Source organism: Synechococcus sp. MIT S9504 (assembly GCF_047497135.1).
GTDB lineage: Bacteria > Cyanobacteriota > Cyanobacteriia > PCC-6307 > Cyanobiaceae > Synechococcus_C.
The window spans coordinates 1824331-1840076 of record NZ_CP138942.1 but is presented as its reverse complement, the minus strand read 5'-3'; the positions used below and the strand labels follow the sequence as shown (position 1 = coordinate 1840076).

Sequence of the window (15746 nt, the reverse complement as noted above, 5' to 3'; positions counted from 1 at the left end):
GAATCCCGGCCCTAGCCTTCCACCAGCACAGGACGTGATTTATGCCGATCCGCGAGGACGACAACCGCCCCAACCGCCGCTTTGGAATCCTCAACCTGGTGCTGATCGGATTTGGTGTGTTGCTCTTGATCAGTAGCTTCATACCCAATCAAGGCATGCAGCAGGTTCCGCGAGTGCCTTACTCCCTATTTATCGATCAGGTGAACGACGGTGCCGTTAAGCGCGCCTACATCACCCAGGATCAGATTCGTTATGAGCTCTCCGAAGCCGAAGAGGGAGCGCCATCGGTGCTTGCCACCACACCGATATTCGATATGGACTTACCTCAGCGCCTGGAGACCAAGGGCGTTGAGTTCGCTGCTGCACCACCGAAGAAGCCCAATATTTTCACCACCATTCTCAGCTGGGTCGTTCCCCCGCTGATTTTCATCCTGGTGCTTCAGTTCTTTGCGCGCCGCTCCATGGGAGCTGGCGGAGCCCAGGGGGCTTTGAACTTCACCAAGAGCAAGGCAAAGGTCTACGTGCCCGATGAGCAGTCGCGTGTCACATTTGCGGATGTGGCCGGCGTTGATGAGGCCAAAGATGAACTGGCCGAAATTGTTGATTTCCTCAAGTCTTCGGATCGCTACACCGAAATCGGTGCCCGCATTCCTAAGGGTGTGTTGCTGGTGGGCCCTCCCGGCACCGGTAAAACACTCCTCTCCAAAGCTGTCGCTGGAGAGGCGGGCGTGCCTTTCTTCATCATCAGCGGTTCGGAATTCGTGGAGCTGTTTGTTGGCGCTGGCGCCGCGCGCGTTCGCGATCTGTTTGAGCAGGCCAAGAAGAATGCTCCCTGCATCATCTTCATTGATGAACTGGATGCCATCGGTAAGAGTCGTTCCGGTTCCATGGGTGTTGTCGGCGGCAACGATGAACGAGAGCAGACCCTCAATCAGCTGCTCACTGAGATGGATGGTTTCGCTTCCAAAGACAAACCGGTGATTGTGCTGGCAGCCACCAACCAGCCAGAAGTGCTGGATGCAGCTCTGCTGCGTCCCGGTCGCTTCGATCGCCAGGTGCTTGTGGATCGCCCTGATCTCTCTGGTCGTAAGACGATTTTGGAGATTTACGCCAAAAAGGTGAAGCTGGCAGAAGGTGTCGACCTCGACCGCATAGCTCAGGCCACCAGCGGGTTTGCTGGTGCGGACCTGGCCAACCTCGTGAATGAGGCCGCGCTGCTGGCGGCCCGTGCCAAGCGCACCAAAGTTGAGCAACAGGATCTGGGTGAAGCGATCGAGCGGGTCGTCGCTGGTTTGGAGAAGAAGAGCCGTTTACTCCAGGACGACGAAAAGAAGGTGGTGGCTTATCACGAAGTGGGCCACGCCATCGTCGGTCACCTGATGCCTGGTGGCAGCAAGGTGGCCAAGATCTCGATCGTGCCCCGGGGCATGAGCGCGCTTGGTTACACCTTGCAGCTCCCCACCGAGGAACGGTTCCTCAACTCCAGGGAAGAACTGCAGGGTCAGATCGCCACGCTGTTGGGTGGACGATCTGCGGAGGAAGTGGTGTTCGGTAAGGTCACCACTGGTGCATCCAACGATCTGCAGCGAGCTACCGATATTGCTGAGCAGATGGTGGGGACCTACGGTATGAGTGAGACTCTCGGACCACTGGCCTACGATAAACAGGGCGGAGGTCGCTTCCTCGGTGGGGGCAACAATCCTCGCCGCACCGTTAGTGATGCCACGGCTCAGGCCATCGACAAGGAGGTGCGTGCTCTTGTTGATACTGCCCATGACCAGGCCCTCACGATCCTGCGTCAGAACATGGCTCTGCTGGAAACCATCTCACAGAAGATTCTGGAGAAGGAAGTGATTGAAGGCGATGAGCTTAAAGAGATGCTTGATGCCAGCGTCATGCCTGAGGCAATTGCTGCCTGAGGCTTGACGGATTCACTGTTTGTCCCCCATAACACTCCTTTGAACTCAGTCCATGACGTCCGCCACCACCAGCGTTGCTGCCGTCCTCTCGGCACTGAGCGGCAAAGATTTCCTCTCTTCGGCGGACACTACAGCTGAGCAGACAGCGGCACTGCTTGAGTTGGCTTGCCAGCTCAAGAGTGGTGACCGCCGAATTGATCTCGGCAACCGCGTGCTGGGCCTGATTTTCACCAAGGCTTCCACGCGTACCCGCGTCAGCTTCCAGGTGGCGATGGCCAGGCTGGGCGGACAGACCGTGGACCTCAATCCCCAGGTCACCCAGTTGGGACGTGGGGAGCCACTGGAAGACACCGCCAGAGTGTTGAGTCGTTTCTGTGATGTGCTGGCAGTTCGTACCTTCGCCCAGCAGGAGCTTGCCGATTACGCCTACTGGGCCTCGATTCCGGTGATCAATGCTCTCACCGATCTGGAGCATCCCTGCCAGGCTCTGGCCGACTTTCTCACCATGCAAGAAGCCTTCGGTGAACTCCAAGGTCAGACGCTGACTTACGTAGGCGATGGCAATAACGTGGCGCACTCCTTGATGCTCTGTGGCGCTTTGTTGGGCGTTAATGTGCGCATCGCCTGTCCTGATGGATTTGAGCCACTACCAGGCGTGCTTGATCAGGCCCGCTCCCTTGCGATTGGCGGTGCTGAGATCAGCGTTAGCAGTGATCCATCAGCTGCTGTTGCGGGTGCGCAGGCGCTCTACACCGATGTCTGGGCCTCGATGGGGCAGGAACAGGAGCAGCTGGAGCGGGAAAAAGCCTTCCAGGGGTTCTGCGTGAATGAAGAACTGTTGGCCAAAGCCGACTCGCGCGCCATCGTATTGCACTGCCTTCCTGCCCATCGCGGTGAAGAGATCAGTGCGGGGGTGATGGAGGACTCCGCCAGTCGGATCTTTGATCAAGCAGAAAATCGCTTGCATGCGCAACAAGCTTTGTTAGCGGCCTTGCTGGGTGGACTTTAGGCAATGATTCAAAATTCTTCGGTATTTTCTGAAAGCTAAATCCCGAACTTGAATCCGCTAATTGTTATATTAAGTGTTTAATGCTTGCTGCTTGCTTATGAATTAATCGCAAAATTGTTTCATGTTTCAGAAGCTAGTTTGTGGCCTTTTGGACTGGTTGAATAAAGAAGTAATCGCGATTATTGGAAGGGGCTTATCCGCCAAAGTCAGAGTTATTGGATCCTTAGTAATTACGGCATGAGTTGGTCTCTGCTCACCACTCATTGATTTGAGTCATGACAATTATGCAGTCCGCCACGCCGCCAGCTAGGTGTTCCAGCTCTTTTCGCTCAGCAAGATTATTTTATCAGTAGTTAATTCATGACCATGTTCTTTAGCGATTTTTATTACTTCATGAGGTAATTGAGAGTCTTTTAGCTTCTCTTTGCTTTGGCGAGGAAAGCCCTGAGTTGCTCTAGGGACATTAGTGATTGCGTGATGGTGAAGTCATCGATTTTATTAGGAGGCGTTCGTCGATTATTTTTTCATAATCGACTCTTTGACTTGCATCATTCTTGAGGCACCACCGCCACTGATCCCTTTCAGTTCTTCATTAGACAGCTTAACTATGCCTCTGAGTTCTTCCTTTGACAGCTTTTTGCTGTCCTTATTGGCTTGTTCTTCAGTCACTAGGATCCTGTGCTGTGTTTAGTGGTCATAGCAACGGTCTGCAGGTCGCACAGAATCAATATAGATTGTATAAGAAAACTCAGTGCTTGTCGGAGTTGGATATTGGTTTTAAAACCTTGTAAAAACAACCATGTACGTGATGCTTTCTTCTTGGCTTTGTTTGCTGCGATATAAATTCACGTGTTAGAACTTGATCCAAGTAATGGCAGCCGACTCTTTTGTTTAATATTCACGATGATTTGACTCGATCACTTGGTAAGAAACTTTGAGCAAGCTTTTCAACCATTGCCATATGCAGGCACTGGTGAGATGTGTGGGTCAATGACATATGAAAACTGCCGCTCTTGAGCCGGCTGATCATGATTCGGCGATAGATACTGGCTCGTATAAAGATCCTTGTTTTCTCTCTTTGCCGTTATGAAAAACTCTCTACGACAGATCCTATTGTCGATGCAAGAATGAAAAAGGTGCTTACAGCAATAAAAATTCCAATCAGAACTGTTGGATTTACGTCGTTTGCGGCCTCGTTGTCTAACGCTTGAACAGTGTTATCGGTAACTTTGTTTTCCATGGAATTAATTTGCAGTCCTCTCAGTTTATTGGATAAAAGCCTTGGTGATTTCTGGAGGCAGCAAAAGCCATTAGAGAATAGACCCCTTGTTAAAATTAATCGCACCAAAAGAAGCATTTGCGCTGAATTAATGTTCAATCTTGCGCAACGCTTCATAAATCAACAATAAGCCAGCTTATTAAATGTTTAGCTTTCTTTGTCACGGAAGAAATCGTTGCCAGAGAGGGTATTGGTTTCTGCAGGTAATGGCTTTGTGAGGAGCGCTGGTAATGAGCCAATCCGTCTCTTTTAGTTCGTGTCTTCTATGGCTAGCAGCCTTCCTGATACGCAGTTGCGACAGCTGTGTCCATCAGCGCACCGTTACGCATGAACCGCGAAGTGTTTTCTTGCATATGTCTTGAAATCACACCCGTCTCGGTTTGGACGATGATCACAACTTTGGAAGGATTTTCTCTGCAGACCCCGCGATAAAGCACTTTGATGCCTTTGGCCTCTCGCCCAGCTGCTTCCTCGTGATCGAATCTGTCGGCAAACTCCGTAAAAGAGTTGCTGATGTCGAGTGTGCAGACGACGGTTTCGATCATTTGATTGTTTTGGATTAGCAGGATTCAATTTTTGCCTTGATCGAAGGAAAACCCAAGACATCTTCATGAGGACTTGCCGAATCAGAACCGCCAACTTTTCGCACGCTATGCACTAAAAATTGGTTTCAGTGAGCCAAGCTCAATAAAAAAGAGGCTGGTTGCTCCAGCCTCAGGGTGAGTTCAGTTTGGAGTTGTCGTGCCCGATGAAATTGGCCGATCGAAGCCGCGTTGAGGCCTGCGTTGCTGAACAAGTCAGCTGAAGAAGCTGAGAAGACCAGAGAAATCGATTCCTTTGGTTGATTCGTTGAAACCCCAGACCTGTTGAATGATTCCTTTGCCAGTAACGGCTTCAACGACCAGGCCAATCATGAGGCCAAGCATGGCAGCTCGCCCGTTGAGCTTTTCGCTGAAAACCTTTTGCGGATCAGGGGTGTTGGAGGATGAGGAAGTCATGGAACTACCGGTTGCTTTTGAAATATTAACGAACGTAACGATCGGTTGACGCCTGTTTGGCAATTGTCCGGCTTTGCCAATATTTCAGCTCTTTCAGCCCTTTCAGCCCTTTCAGCCCTTTCAGCCCTTGCCGCTGAGATCGCTCAGGCGAGGAGAGTGCCGGCAGGTGCCCGTCCTCGTCAAGGATCAGATTTCAAGGCGACTCTTCTTGTGCTGTAGCTGAGTGGTGATCACGATTGTCGGAGTCGCTGCTCTCGATTCATGCTCTCGCGTGATGGAACGTACAAATGAGAGCTGACATGCCCGCCGTTCGTGGGTATCAACAGAGTGTCGCGACACATCTTTGACTGTGATCTGCACGGCTTCGGCCCAGTCAATCGGCACAGAAATGACCGACGGCAAACGTCAGCCCTATCGAGCACCGGCTTGTTCCTTGAGGGCCATTGACTACGAAGAGTCTCAAATGAAGGAAAGCGACGGAACCAGGCGTGAACAGCAGTCGGAGCTGATTTACGACTGTTAGTCAAGCCAGTTCAGGATCCGTAGCGACTTAGAGCAACCACCATCCAAGCAGTAAGCCAAGGATCAGGCCTTTGAGCCAAACAAGTGCTGCCATCTGATAGTTCGATAGCCCCAGTTTTTTCTGAATCCAGTTGAACGCCTGCTCATCGGCGAAGAAGGCGGCACGGATAGGGCGGATAATCCATTCCATAGTGAGTGACGCACGGTCGATCTCATCTTCATTGCTGGGATCACTGTGAAGCAAGAGATGGTGGTCAGCCGTTACGCCTCAATGATTTCAGCTGTGTCTGTTGATGAAAATGGCAATGGTTCATGGTTAAGAGCAGAGTTGAGCACCGATCGGGGTGATGCAGCTTTCGACAACTTGCAAGTTCATCCTCAGTGAAAACCTCTAAGCCAAATCGATATTCTCCAATCCGTGATGAAATGTATTGCACTAATCGCTTGAAGTTTTTTGCGAGGACTCACGACTTTCAACGCCATCACTGGAGAATTGAATTCAAAGCGGCTGGTTTTGGATTGCTTAATGTCCAGAACAATGGAAAGTTGATCGTCAAAGGTTTCTGGATGGCTCTTGCCGCTGGCCACTGCCTGCGGGCTCTCACTGATCCATTTGCGATCAGTTTTCGACTCAGCCGTTAGGTATTGGGTGGGTGGGAATCTGAGGTGTGTCTCACCACTTCAGGTTGCACTGCTTGAATCTTTTCTGCCAGTTGTTGCAGAAGATCTGCACTGCCTGAAAGGGATTGTCCGTAGTCCTTGTCCAGCTCTTCACAGCACCGCTTCAAGGTTGAATGATCTTGTGTGTTCAGTGCATCAAGGGATTCAAGGATCAGGGCAAGATGGCGGCTGGTTTCCCTGCAGCGGTGACTGCTCAGAGCGAGGAGTTCAATGATCAGGTCGCTGTCGTAGACAGCTGCTTGCAGCAGGTCATCTGCTTTCACCTCCAATAGCTCAGCAGGCCCACGGCTCACAGTGACAGTGGCGCTGTGAGTTTGGTCGCCCATCAAGGCCATCTCTCCAGCCATTTCGCCGGGGCCAACCGTGGCGATGAGCCGAGGTTGGCCTCCGGCTTCCGTTCGCTGAACGCTGAGTTCTCCTGCCCGGACTACCAAGACACGTTCCGCAAGAGTGCCTTGTTGCATGACGACTTCTCCGATGGATGGGCGAAGTGTTCTGTGATTGATCGCATCGAGATGGGTGCTCACCAACATCGGTAAACGAACGCGCATCTTGCGGAGTTCTCCAATCTTGCGCTCATCCACCGACTGTTAGCGGTTGGAGGCATGCTGACTTGCCCAGCCGCGAGAGGCATCACACCCTTGCTTAGCGTCATGTTCTGATGTGGACCTTCATTGAATGCGCTTAGGGGCTTGCGGAGCTTGGACTTCGGTCTGATTGAAGTGGAGATCACCCCTGTGAGCAGGAGTGCAGTTGCCCTTGATCTGGGTGATGAGGTCTTTTGTCGGTGGAGAGATGGTGGATGTATCTGAGGAAATTACCCTTCACAACCTTTCAGTACCGATCCCCTATTCCGCGTCTGTCGATAATGCTTGCGTTGCGCAGTCAATCAATGCAAATAGGACTCAATGACAGCGTCCTAAGTTGAAGGAATGTTTCATTGGCTTTAATTCTACGAATCAGGGAATTGGTTCAACAGGTGGTCAGAAGTTGGGGCAACTAGTTGGAGCAACTCTGCCTTGTCAATCCTTCTCTGGCGAATCCATTGATGATGCTTAATGGCATGGGCGAGGTTTTGATTCATGCTTTCGCTGCTGATTTCTTCTCGGGTTAATGTTGGAGTCAGTGTCTGTTCAAGTGTTGTACTCCTGAAAAAAATCAGGTGTGTGCTGTCGTCTGTGAAGGTATGAATGGTTGTTTTGATGGGCGCTGGTGGACAGTGTTGGTTTCATGGGAAATGGATTAATGAGTTGATGTCTGTGTCTGTATTCTTGCGGTCTGAGAATCAGTTTGTTGCTGTTGTTTAGTCTTTTTTTGATTAGTTCTGATCGTTGTGCCCACTCTGGTTGGGTGAATTTTTGATGGTTTGGCCAAAGATGTACCGCTTCGGGTTGTCTTAATGGCAATAGGCGGTGATAGGTGCTCCTTCAGCTTCACCGCTGCAAGACCACTTCCTTTCTTCGGTTGCTCAACCCGTGCTGTCTCCTCTCTCGGTCTTCGCCGTGTCGACATTGTTCATTGCTCTCCCGCAGGTGAACAGTTGATGCATTGAGCCAGCTGGTTTTGAGCTGCTTCACCATTGATCTTCCTGGCGCTGATCAGGCCCTTGCCTTGCCGCTTGGCCATGGTGCTAGGTCCATGTCTTCTCAATTCGACAGATCATGCCGGTGCCGCCAAAAACCGGGTGTCAGTTCGTCGTGAAATGGTCCTATTCGGGCGTGTTTTCCGGCAGTTGCGGTGGCATCTTTGGCTGGTGGTTGCTGTGAAAAGACGCTATTGCTGGAGTTTTCGAGCCGTTAGCTCTCGTTTTCTCCAGATATGGTGTTTTGGAAGAATTTGTAAAGAGCTAATGGAAGTCATTCCTGCAGTTACAAATTCAAGCGGTTGCCCTTCGTACTCGTTAGAAACCGTTTCTGCTGAATAATCAACTGATGACGGACGGTTGGCTGAAGGATCCACAAAAATACTGGGCAGTGCGCTTTCACAGGGAGCCACAGAGTGGGCACAAGGATGTGCGGGTACTCGTTGACCACGGCCGGAGGTTGTCTCGAGACCAGCCTGCAATGTTGAAGTCACGCAGAAATATGCGCTACGAAGACGCCATCTCGTTATATAAAGAGCTTCAGCACATTGGCTGGACCCATTGTGAGGCGGTTTGGTGATTGCTCTTCTGGAGTGATTCCTGCCAGGTGTTGCGATCCGTCATGAACGAACCTGGAGCTGGTATCACTCTTTGCGGCGGTGCTGAACAGTTGAATAATCAAGTGATTGTAACGATCCCTTGAGGAATTTTTTGATTTTCCAGTTCAGATTGCTTGCCGCAATATTGAACTGTTTATTGTACTTCGTACAACGGCAGCTAATAATCAAATGACCCATCTGAGACCCGTCTTTAATGACTGAAAAGTCTTTTGCTTCAATGTTGCCAATGGTTTCACCTGTTTGTATTTTGCTGAACTGTAGTAAGTAATTGAGTCCAGAATTTGCCACTGCAAGCTCCAGTTTCTTAAACCTTAGCTTCTGTATTTTGTTTTCGCGCAGGTTGTCCTGGTGTTTGATGCTTGAGCGATCTGAGTGACCATTCCGATATCCATGGATCGATTGAACTTGCCTTCATGGCTTCTGCTTCCTTTCAATCAAGCACTTCGACCTCAACGGATGTCTTGCCTTCGTCGTCTACGTCGAGGGCTGTGGCTGAGCCATGGGCAAGATCAATCACGGTGCCTTGTTTGAACGGTTTGCGGTCATTGATCACAACAGTCACGCTTTTGTTGTTATCCAGGCGTGTCACTCTCACTTTGGTTCCCATCGGCAGGCTGCTGTGCGCGGCTGTCATCGTTCCTTTTTTGAGAATTTCACCGCTTGCTGTCTTGTTTCCATAGTGACCAGGGCCATACCAGGAGGCCTGGCCCTGCACGGGCTGGGATGCTTGCTTGTTTTCTGACGGCGCATCGTCTGAATCGATCGCTTTGCTGGTGAGAGGGTTGTCGGCGACGTTCTTTTCAGTGACTCCCTGGGTGCTGACAGCCTTTTCAGTGGCGCTTTTTTCAGTGGTGCCTTTTTCTGTCGCAGCGTTGCCGGTGACGGCTTCCTTCCCGCATCCAATGGCGCTGAAGATCAGCAGGATTGATGCGAGCTTGGTGAGTCGTTGCATGGATTGCATCTACAGCTGAAAACCCTTTGTTGGAGATAGCAAGAGTGGTGGCTCCTGTCATGGCGGCTTGGACCTCAGTCGCAACATTGTCTTCCCCGCTGATGCAGGCTCATGGGTTCGCCAGAATCCAGGCACCGCATTGTTCGCTGAGGTGATGGCCGCTTCTCCTGAACCGTTCTCGATGCCGGGTGGGCCAATCACTGTTGTGTTGTTGCACGGCTACACCGGAGCACCGGCGGAACTTTCTCTGCTCGCTGAGGCGCTGCATGAGCAGGGTTTTGGTGTGGAAGCGCCGCTGCTTGCCGGCCATGGAACTTGTCTTGAGGATCTGATGCCTGTGCAGCCCAGCCAGTGGTTGGAGCAGGTCGATGGCGTCGTTGACCGGCTTCTCGATCACGGCAAGCGCGTGGTGGTTGCCGGCTTGTCGTTGGGTTCGATCCTTGCGATTCAGGCCGGCATACGGCGTCCGGGCGTTGAAGCAGTGATTGCTTACTCACCACCGATCGTGAGTGGCGATCCTCGAGCGCTGATTGCCCCGCTGTTGTCCCTGCTTCTGCCTTCGGTGCCTCGGCCTGCCGACGATTTCGTGGATCCCGCAACAGCTGAGCGTCTCTGGAAGTATCCACGCTGGCCGAGTCGTTGCTGCGTGCGTGTGCTGGCTCTTATCGCCTCCACTCGCAGGCATCTCGGCAATCTGCATCAACCCTTGTTGGTGATGGCCAGCACGCGCGACAAGGTGATCACGCGCCGAGGCGTGGAGTTACTCCTGCATCGAACCGGCTCCGAGCATGTGCAGGTGCATTGGTTGGAGGGCAGTGGTCACGTGATCACCGCCGATGCTGAGTGGAAAACAGTGGCTGATCAGACCCTGTTTTTTTTGAAAGACCTTTAGGGTCACTGCATTCCAGATATGACCCATGGATCAGCAGGAACGAGACAACTGGCAAAAGGTTCTCGACTCCCTTGAAGCTGCCGGCGACACTGAAAGTGCTTTCTACGTTCGTGCTCGTGCCATCTCTAATGGTGACCCCGATCCCATGCTGACTTGGGAGGCTGAATCTTGAGCATCGATCCTCTTCAGCAAGGGCTTGAACAGTCGTTTGAAACCGAACGATGGGGACGGCTCATCCGCGAATGCGATGACATCGAAACCCTCAGGCAAACAGCACTTTCCTTGCTGCAACAGGTCACGCAAATGAAAGTTGCCAGTACCTGGATGGCGTCGAGAGCTTCGGAGTCTGAAAATGCCAAATTGGAGATATTGGCGAAACTGATCAAACAACGGTCTGAGCGTCCACAGGAGCAGACTGAGCAGTAGGTGCAGACTGAGTAGTGAGCAACCTGGTTCGATTCGGCGCTCTCGCGCTGACCTTCACCATTGGCAGTGCTGCTGCGTATGCGGAAAGTTGGTCACCGTCTCCGGAACCGCCGTTCTGGTCGCAGACTCGGCAGTCCCTTCAGGCTTCGGGCAAGTTGTCTGAGCGCACCTGGTTGTTCATGGAGGCGATGGATTCGCCAAGCCTGAAAGCCGGGGAATATCTCAGTAATCCTGCCCGGACACCAAGCGGTGTGGAATTTGATGCTGCGCTGTTGATGCGCCGTCAGGGTCAGGATGTTTGGAAGGTGCGTGAACTGCGCATGCGTGCACTCTGTAATCAGCAAAGGCTGCAGCGCAGCAGTGCTCAGGGGCAATGGCTTGATTACGTCGGGCGTGAGGACACTTCGGACAAGGTTCGTTGGATCTGTGCTTTGCCAGCGCCCGACTGAGCCCTTGCCATCTTGGGTGATGACCGGTACACATGTATTGACGAACAAATGAATTGCCGGTGTCTGCTGGAACTCCCGAGCCGCTAACGACTGCTCAGCAAGAGCTTTATGAGTGGCTTGCTGATTACATCGGCTGCCATCATCACAGTCCGTCCATTCGTCAGATGATGCAGGCCATGGGTTTGCGTTCACCTGCTCCTGTTCAGAGTCGTTTACGGCACCTACAGCAGAAAGGCTGGATCACTTGGCAGGAGGGTCAGGCTCGCACCCTTCAGCTGCTTGGAGGGATTGCCTCCGGAATTCCGGTGCTCGGTGCTGTTGCGGCTGGTGGCCTGGTTGAGACTTTTGACGACATCCAAGATCGATTGGATCTTGCTCCTGTTCTTGAAACCCGTGGTCTGTTCGCGCTAACGGTGAATGGTGACTCCATGGTGGATGCCCATATCGCCGACGGTGATGTGGTTCTGATGGAACCGGTCGTTGATGCGGCTCGTCTGCGTCAAGGCACGATCGTGAGTGCGTTGGTTCCTGGCAGTGGAACCACGTTGAAGCATTTTCATTGCGATGGCCTCACGGTTCGGTTGGAAGCAGCGAATCCTGCCTACGAGCCGATTGAGTTGCCAGCCGATCAGGTGCAGGTTCAGGGCAAACTGGCTGCCGTATGGCGACAGATGTGATTGATGGTTAGCGGGGGCCGCTGTCGTTGTAAGCTGCTACACGACAAAGGCCGGGTTTAATCCCTGTCTGCGTTATTGGGGCCATAGCTCAGCTGGTAGAGCACCTGCATGGCATGCAGGGGGTCAGGAGTTCGAGTCTCCTTGGCTCCACTGGAATTTCACAGTCGCTTACTGACTTTTGAGCTGGTGGGCGTTCTTTTTGTTCAGGCTTGCTACGGCATGCCGTAGCCAAATAGAGCACTTTTGCTCTACCTTTTGCTCTATGAATGACCCCCTGCGTAGTGCAGGGCGATAGAGCAAATGCCAAAGACGTTCACTGAGCAAGGCACCTGGGATCACGATCTGCGCCGCCAGATAAAACGTGAGCACGGGACTGGCTGGACGCTTTATCCGCAGAGCAGCGGCACCAAGCTCACCCGTAGATATGAGGACGGAAAGAAGTCCAGCGTGATGCTGGAAATTGAATGGGCTCCGAGCTCTGCCACCGCGATCACTAATGCCGTTGGCGTCCTGGCCGCACGGATGAATGAACACGACATCAGCCTGCGTGAAGCGCACCGCCGATCGCAGCAAGTTGCTGGTGTGGTGACTGGCAAGGGTGTGGTGGCAGGTGCCATCGATTGGAGTGCTGCTGCCGATGCATTTCTGGAGACCCGCAGCGATCGCCGTGGCACGACCATGGCCGACACCAGCAAGCGCGTCAGAAATGCTGTTTCTCTCTTCGAAGCATCCCCACGCCCGACAGATGGCTCATCTCTGATGCAGGCGTACGCCCGCAACTTCTTTGATGGTTGTGCTCCAGGTGGTTCAGGCCGCAAGCGTCACTTAGGAGACGTGGCCGCTTTCCTGAATTACGCGATCGACAAGTGTGGTGCGCCTGCTCGGTGGAAACCTCTGGAGGGGGAGGATCGAGACGTGCTGATCGGCACTTCAGATGAAGCTGACGACAATCTGACTCCCCCGATCAAGCCAGAGCAATTGGCGGCATTGCTTGATGCATTGATTGCTGATGAAAAGCATGAGCTCTGGATGGCGGTGGCTCTGGTCGGATGCTTTGGATTAAGACCAGCAGAACTTGCAGCTTTAGATGTTGAAGACGGCGAACTGATGGTGCGCAGCAACGTCAAACGCAATAAAAGCAGCATGAAAAAACAGAAGCCGCCGCGATTGGTGATTGCACTGGAGCTCGACGGTCGTGATGACGGAGCTCGGGCATTGGCGCAATATCAGCTGGGTCAGCTCAAGCTGCCGCGTGCAGTCCGTACGGCAATCGACAGCGGCGAATTTAAGAAGGTTGGAGATGCATTCAGACAGCTGTTGGATCGATACCCGTATTGGCAATCGTTAGTTGCAACGACTCCTGATCTGACGCCCTACAGCCTGCGGCATGGATGGGCATGGAGAGCTCACAAGGGATACGCCACACCCCTGTCAGTCCGTGATGCAGCTGCGTTGCTGGGCCATACGCCTAACACTCACCATCGCCATTACGGACGCTGGACTGATCAACAGGGTCTGCGTGATGCAGTGAAGAAGATCACCCGTACGGCACCCCTTAGTGATCAATCAGGGCGCCAGAAAGCTCCACCACGCGCAGAAATAGCTTGACACCAGCAATGGTGTGATGGGTCTTGCATAAGCAAGCCATAGCGTGCTTAAACTACTTGCAGTGTTCTTCTTGAGCACCTCATCGCGCTTCCCCAGAGCTCCTGGGCCGTGATCGAGAGATAAACCTTCCATCAATTCTTCAGTTGTCTGAATTGCAGCTGCTGTCATCTTCAGTGTGCTTTTCTTCAGAAATGGAGGATTGGCTAAATAAGCCGATTCCTCGTGGAAAGCAACAACGCCCCCTTTTCAAAGGGACTGGAGATCAGGCTGCGGCAATCCGTAAGGTTCGATTCGATTACGCCCTCGGCCTTATCTATGAACCCTCCCCGAGGGTTCGTTATAAGCACTCCCCAGGCAGACCTCGTAACGGAGATCTTCTTTCTTACAAGATTGGAATTCGCCTTTATGCCTTGCAGCAGCGACTGATAGAAGCTGAAGGAAGGGTTTCGGCTGCATTGCAGCAGGAAGCCCGTGATGCTTACCGAGCATCCGCGACACCAGCAGAAAACTCCCCAGAAACCAGCGCCTACTTCGAGCGGATCTGGGGACCACTCAAAAACCCCGACGTCACTGCTGTCCCTTGGCAGCCAATTGAAAACGAAACGGTCAACCTCGGAGAGCTTTTCCCAGAGCCGACCTAGTACGCCTACGCAGGGTGGACATCCTTCATCCGTAGAGCTCTCGTTTGGAGGGCACCAATGACTGATTCATCGTGGCTTGAAACCACACAGGCGGCCCGTTCATTAGGGATCGCCCCCTGCACGTTGAAGCGCAAACGCGACATCAACGGCGGGTTTCTTGAAGGTGGCAAGCACTATCGCTTCAAGACCGACACGGCCAACAGTCCCGTCCTCTGGGATGTGGAAACGATCCGATCAATGCTTCATGAACGGGGGATGAAAGCCCGTCAAGAAGCAAGAGCTGATCAGGTGATCCGTGAGCTCCAGCGGGAGGGCAATGCATGACAACCCTCGCGAGAAAGAACGCTCAAAATGTTTCTTTTCAGGAATCACCAGCGTTAGCGACTGCCAGACGACTGCAAGCAGCAGCTGATCTGTTTAACCGTGAGCTCTTCAATAACCAGCTGCCGAGCACCATGCTCAGGCTGCAGAACAAGAAGGGCTGCAACGGGTTTTATAGCCCTAACAAGTTCATTGATGCCGATGGCCGCCAGTTGGACTGCATCACCCTGAACTCCACCACTGCGATCGATCGCCCATTGATCGAACTGCTGTCAACGCTCGTTCATGAGCAGTGCCATCAATACGTCTGTGAGGTGGTGAATCACAAAGCTGCCACTGGGGGCCACGGTCCTGAATGGCGCAACGTGATGAATAATCTCGGGCTCCCACCGATCAGGGTTGGAGCTACGTGGCGCGGGCCAGCAACACACTCCATCGACCCCGATGGTTTGTTTGCTCGATGCTTCCGTACGCATGCCTCTGAATTAGAGGCGATGTCGTGGCAAGAGCTCGCGATGGATCAGGCAGGGGTCGTGCGAAGGGTCTCGACAAAGTCCGCTTTGAATGCCCCAGCTGCGGTCAGAAGGCATGGGCTAGGGCTGCAGCAGAACTAGTCTGCGGCACCTGCACAACAGCTGATCGCCTTGTGGTGATGATCCCTGAATTCAGAGCCACTGGCGGTTCTGGAGGTGGTGGCAAGGGCCGAGCCACAGCATCAAGGGATCACTATCCCGAGCCAACACAGACACCGCCGCTGCCCGTCTGGACTGATGAGCTCGGACGTCAGATGCGACTGCATACGGGCCTCGATCACCCACCACAGGACCATCTTGAAGCACTGGTGGTGATGTTATTTGGTGTGTCGCAACGACGGCCTGATTTGCTGGATGAGCTCTGCGCTGCTGCCTCACGCGCCAATCTCCCGACACCAGAGACCGACAGCTGGGAGCGTGCATTGAAAGAGGTGTGGAAGCACCGTGCATCAGTGCTGCATCCCGATGCTCACCCTGACGCTGATGAAAACCAAAAGCGTTATCTGGGCGAGGCATTCAAGTGCCTGCAGATCGCCAAGCGGATGCTTGATCAGCACAACGCCAACACCTCAGCTGAAGACGTCCGAACGGCTGCGGCCAAGGGTGATGGTTGATGAATGATCAGGGGGGGCAGCCC

At 52.9% G+C, this 15746-nt stretch carries 22 protein-coding genes and 1 tRNA gene; 15 read left to right on the top strand and 8 right to left on the bottom strand.

The window, feature by feature from the left end; translation table 11 throughout:
• The first annotated feature begins 41 nt into the window (after positions 1-41).
• Together ftsH and argF are read left to right on the top strand one after the other, a co-directional pair.
• Entirely contained in the window at positions 42-1919 is a 1878-nt protein-coding gene (ftsH, locus tag SIB58_RS10475; RefSeq protein ID WP_067325920.1) for an ATP-dependent zinc metalloprotease FtsH, read from the top strand.
• A 52-nt stretch (positions 1920-1971) separates the two neighbouring features.
• Positions 1972-2928 (top strand): ornithine carbamoyltransferase, encoded by a 957-nt coding sequence (gene argF / locus SIB58_RS10470; protein WP_066907073.1) that lies wholly within the window; start codon positions 1972-1974, stop codon positions 2926-2928.
• A gap of 516 nt (positions 2929-3444) precedes the next feature.
• On the opposite strand, the gene SIB58_RS10465 is transcribed toward argF, so the two are convergent.
• From SIB58_RS10465 to SIB58_RS10455, 3 genes are all read right to left on the bottom strand, one after another.
• On the bottom strand, positions 3445-3597 hold the full coding sequence (locus SIB58_RS10465; protein WP_156486600.1) for a hypothetical protein: 153 nt from the start codon (positions 3595-3597) through the stop codon (positions 3445-3447).
• 879 nt (positions 3598-4476) lie between these two features.
• Complete coding sequence (locus SIB58_RS10460; protein ID WP_067325917.1) at positions 4477-4752, bottom strand: DUF3764 family protein; 276 nt, start codon at positions 4750-4752, stop codon at positions 4477-4479.
• A 252-nt stretch (positions 4753-5004) separates the two neighbouring features.
• Entirely contained in the window at positions 5005-5205 is a 201-nt protein-coding gene (locus SIB58_RS10455; protein ID WP_067325914.1) for a hypothetical protein, read from the bottom strand.
• 388 nt (positions 5206-5593) lie between these two features.
• Between SIB58_RS10455 and SIB58_RS10450 the strand changes: the two genes are divergently transcribed.
• Positions 5594-5728, top strand: coding sequence for a hypothetical protein (locus tag SIB58_RS10450; RefSeq protein ID WP_255355637.1), 135 nt, complete (start codon positions 5594-5596; stop codon positions 5726-5728).
• 27 nt (positions 5729-5755) lie between these two features.
• On the opposite strand, the gene SIB58_RS10445 is transcribed toward SIB58_RS10450, so the two are convergent.
• From SIB58_RS10445 to SIB58_RS10435, 3 genes are all read right to left on the bottom strand, one after another.
• Positions 5756-5971: a hypothetical protein gene (locus SIB58_RS10445; RefSeq protein WP_066907085.1), complete on the bottom strand. Its 216-nt coding sequence runs from the start codon at positions 5969-5971 to the stop codon at positions 5756-5758.
• A 134-nt stretch (positions 5972-6105) separates the two neighbouring features.
• Positions 6106-6315 (bottom strand): hypothetical protein, encoded by a 210-nt coding sequence (locus SIB58_RS10440; protein ID WP_156486597.1) that lies wholly within the window; start codon positions 6313-6315, stop codon positions 6106-6108.
• Positions 6316-6365: 50 nt separating this feature from the next.
• On the bottom strand, positions 6366-6992 hold the full coding sequence (locus tag SIB58_RS10435; RefSeq protein ID WP_066907091.1) for a cyclic nucleotide-binding domain-containing protein: 627 nt from the start codon (positions 6990-6992) through the stop codon (positions 6366-6368).
• Between the two features lie 1347 nt (positions 6993-8339).
• On the opposite strand from SIB58_RS10435, the gene SIB58_RS10430 reads away from it, so the two are divergent.
• On the top strand, positions 8340-8570 hold the full coding sequence (locus SIB58_RS10430) for a DUF1651 domain-containing protein (RefSeq protein ID WP_066907094.1): 231 nt from the start codon (positions 8340-8342) through the stop codon (positions 8568-8570).
• A 64-nt stretch (positions 8571-8634) separates the two neighbouring features.
• Here SIB58_RS10430 and SIB58_RS10425 read toward each other — a convergent pair whose 3' ends face one another.
• Positions 8635-8898, bottom strand: coding sequence for a hypothetical protein (locus SIB58_RS10425; RefSeq protein ID WP_066907097.1), 264 nt, complete (start codon positions 8896-8898; stop codon positions 8635-8637).
• A 142-nt stretch (positions 8899-9040) separates the two neighbouring features.
• Positions 9041-9571, bottom strand: a complete 531-nt coding sequence (locus SIB58_RS10420; protein ID WP_082823325.1) for a septal ring lytic transglycosylase RlpA family protein — start codon at positions 9569-9571, stop codon at positions 9041-9043.
• A gap of 58 nt (positions 9572-9629) precedes the next feature.
• Here SIB58_RS10420 and SIB58_RS10415 point away from each other — a divergent pair, with 58 nt between their 5' ends.
• From SIB58_RS10415 to SIB58_RS10365, 11 genes are all read left to right on the top strand, one after another.
• Positions 9630-10454, top strand: a complete 825-nt coding sequence (locus tag SIB58_RS10415) for an alpha/beta hydrolase (RefSeq protein ID WP_231857050.1) — start codon at positions 9630-9632, stop codon at positions 10452-10454.
• Positions 10455-10479: 25 nt separating this feature from the next.
• A complete protein-coding gene (locus SIB58_RS10410; protein WP_197461110.1) occupies positions 10480-10626 on the top strand; it encodes a hypothetical protein in 147 nt (48 codons plus the stop codon).
• On the top strand, positions 10623-10880 hold the full coding sequence (locus SIB58_RS10405) for a hypothetical protein (protein WP_067325911.1): 258 nt from the start codon (positions 10623-10625) through the stop codon (positions 10878-10880). Before SIB58_RS10410 ends, SIB58_RS10405 begins: the two co-directional genes overlap by 4 nt.
• Before the next feature lie 14 nt (positions 10881-10894).
• A complete protein-coding gene (locus tag SIB58_RS10400; protein WP_231857051.1) occupies positions 10895-11329 on the top strand; it encodes a hypothetical protein in 435 nt (144 codons plus the stop codon).
• 53 nt (positions 11330-11382) lie between these two features.
• On the top strand, positions 11383-12006 hold the full coding sequence (gene lexA, locus SIB58_RS10395) for a transcriptional repressor LexA (RefSeq protein WP_066907103.1): 624 nt from the start codon (positions 11383-11385) through the stop codon (positions 12004-12006).
• A 77-nt stretch (positions 12007-12083) separates the two neighbouring features.
• Positions 12084-12156, top strand: a tRNA-Ala gene (locus SIB58_RS10390).
• Between the two features lie 150 nt (positions 12157-12306).
• Positions 12307-13614 carry a hypothetical protein gene (locus SIB58_RS10385; RefSeq protein WP_066907106.1) on the top strand — a complete coding sequence of 436 codons (1308 nt, stop codon included), beginning with the start codon at positions 12307-12309 and terminating at the stop codon, positions 13612-13614.
• A 191-nt stretch (positions 13615-13805) separates the two neighbouring features.
• The gene (locus SIB58_RS10380; protein ID WP_066907109.1) at positions 13806-14255 is read left to right on the top strand and encodes a hypothetical protein; all 450 of its coding nucleotides are present in this window, start codon (positions 13806-13808) and stop codon (positions 14253-14255) included.
• Between the two features lie 57 nt (positions 14256-14312).
• On the top strand, positions 14313-14579 hold the full coding sequence (locus tag SIB58_RS10375) for a hypothetical protein (protein ID WP_066907112.1): 267 nt from the start codon (positions 14313-14315) through the stop codon (positions 14577-14579).
• Complete coding sequence (locus SIB58_RS10370) at positions 14576-15190, top strand: SprT-like domain-containing protein (RefSeq protein WP_066907115.1); 615 nt, start codon at positions 14576-14578, stop codon at positions 15188-15190. The genes SIB58_RS10375 and SIB58_RS10370 overlap by 4 nt, the downstream gene beginning before the upstream one ends.
• A 38-nt stretch (positions 15191-15228) precedes the next feature.
• Positions 15229-15723, top strand: a complete 495-nt coding sequence (locus tag SIB58_RS10365) for a hypothetical protein (RefSeq protein WP_156486596.1) — start codon at positions 15229-15231, stop codon at positions 15721-15723.
• Positions 15724-15746 lie beyond the last annotated feature (23 nt).

Bases quoted from the DNA above. Each gene is read 5' to 3' on its own strand.
- SIB58_RS10455 (WP_067325914.1), bottom strand. From the start codon at position 5,205: ATGACTTCCTCATCCTCCAACACCCCTGATCCGCAAAAGGTTTTCAGC.
- ftsH (WP_067325920.1), top strand. From the start codon at position 42: ATGCCGATCCGCGAGGACGACAACCGCCCCAACCGCCGCTTTGGAATC.
- SIB58_RS10380 (WP_066907109.1), top strand. From the start codon at position 13,806: ATGGAGGATTGGCTAAATAAGCCGATTCCTCGTGGAAAGCAACAACGC.
- SIB58_RS10375 (WP_066907112.1), top strand. From the start codon at position 14,313: ATGACTGATTCATCGTGGCTTGAAACCACACAGGCGGCCCGTTCATTA.
- SIB58_RS10410 (WP_197461110.1), top strand. From the start codon at position 10,480: ATGGATCAGCAGGAACGAGACAACTGGCAAAAGGTTCTCGACTCCCTT.
- SIB58_RS10365 (WP_156486596.1), top strand. From the start codon at position 15,229: ATGATCCCTGAATTCAGAGCCACTGGCGGTTCTGGAGGTGGTGGCAAG.
- SIB58_RS10430 (WP_066907094.1), top strand. From the start codon at position 8,340: ATGACGGACGGTTGGCTGAAGGATCCACAAAAATACTGGGCAGTGCGC.
- SIB58_RS10460 (WP_067325917.1), bottom strand. From the start codon at position 4,752: ATGATCGAAACCGTCGTCTGCACACTCGACATCAGCAACTCTTTTACG.
- SIB58_RS10370 (WP_066907115.1), top strand. From the start codon at position 14,576: ATGACAACCCTCGCGAGAAAGAACGCTCAAAATGTTTCTTTTCAGGAA.
- SIB58_RS10420 (WP_082823325.1), bottom strand. From the start codon at position 9,571: ATGCAATCCATGCAACGACTCACCAAGCTCGCATCAATCCTGCTGATC.
- argF (WP_066907073.1), top strand. From the start codon at position 1,972: ATGACGTCCGCCACCACCAGCGTTGCTGCCGTCCTCTCGGCACTGAGC.
- SIB58_RS10385 (WP_066907106.1), top strand. From the start codon at position 12,307: ATGCCAAAGACGTTCACTGAGCAAGGCACCTGGGATCACGATCTGCGC.
- SIB58_RS10450 (WP_255355637.1), top strand. From the start codon at position 5,594: ATGACCGACGGCAAACGTCAGCCCTATCGAGCACCGGCTTGTTCCTTG.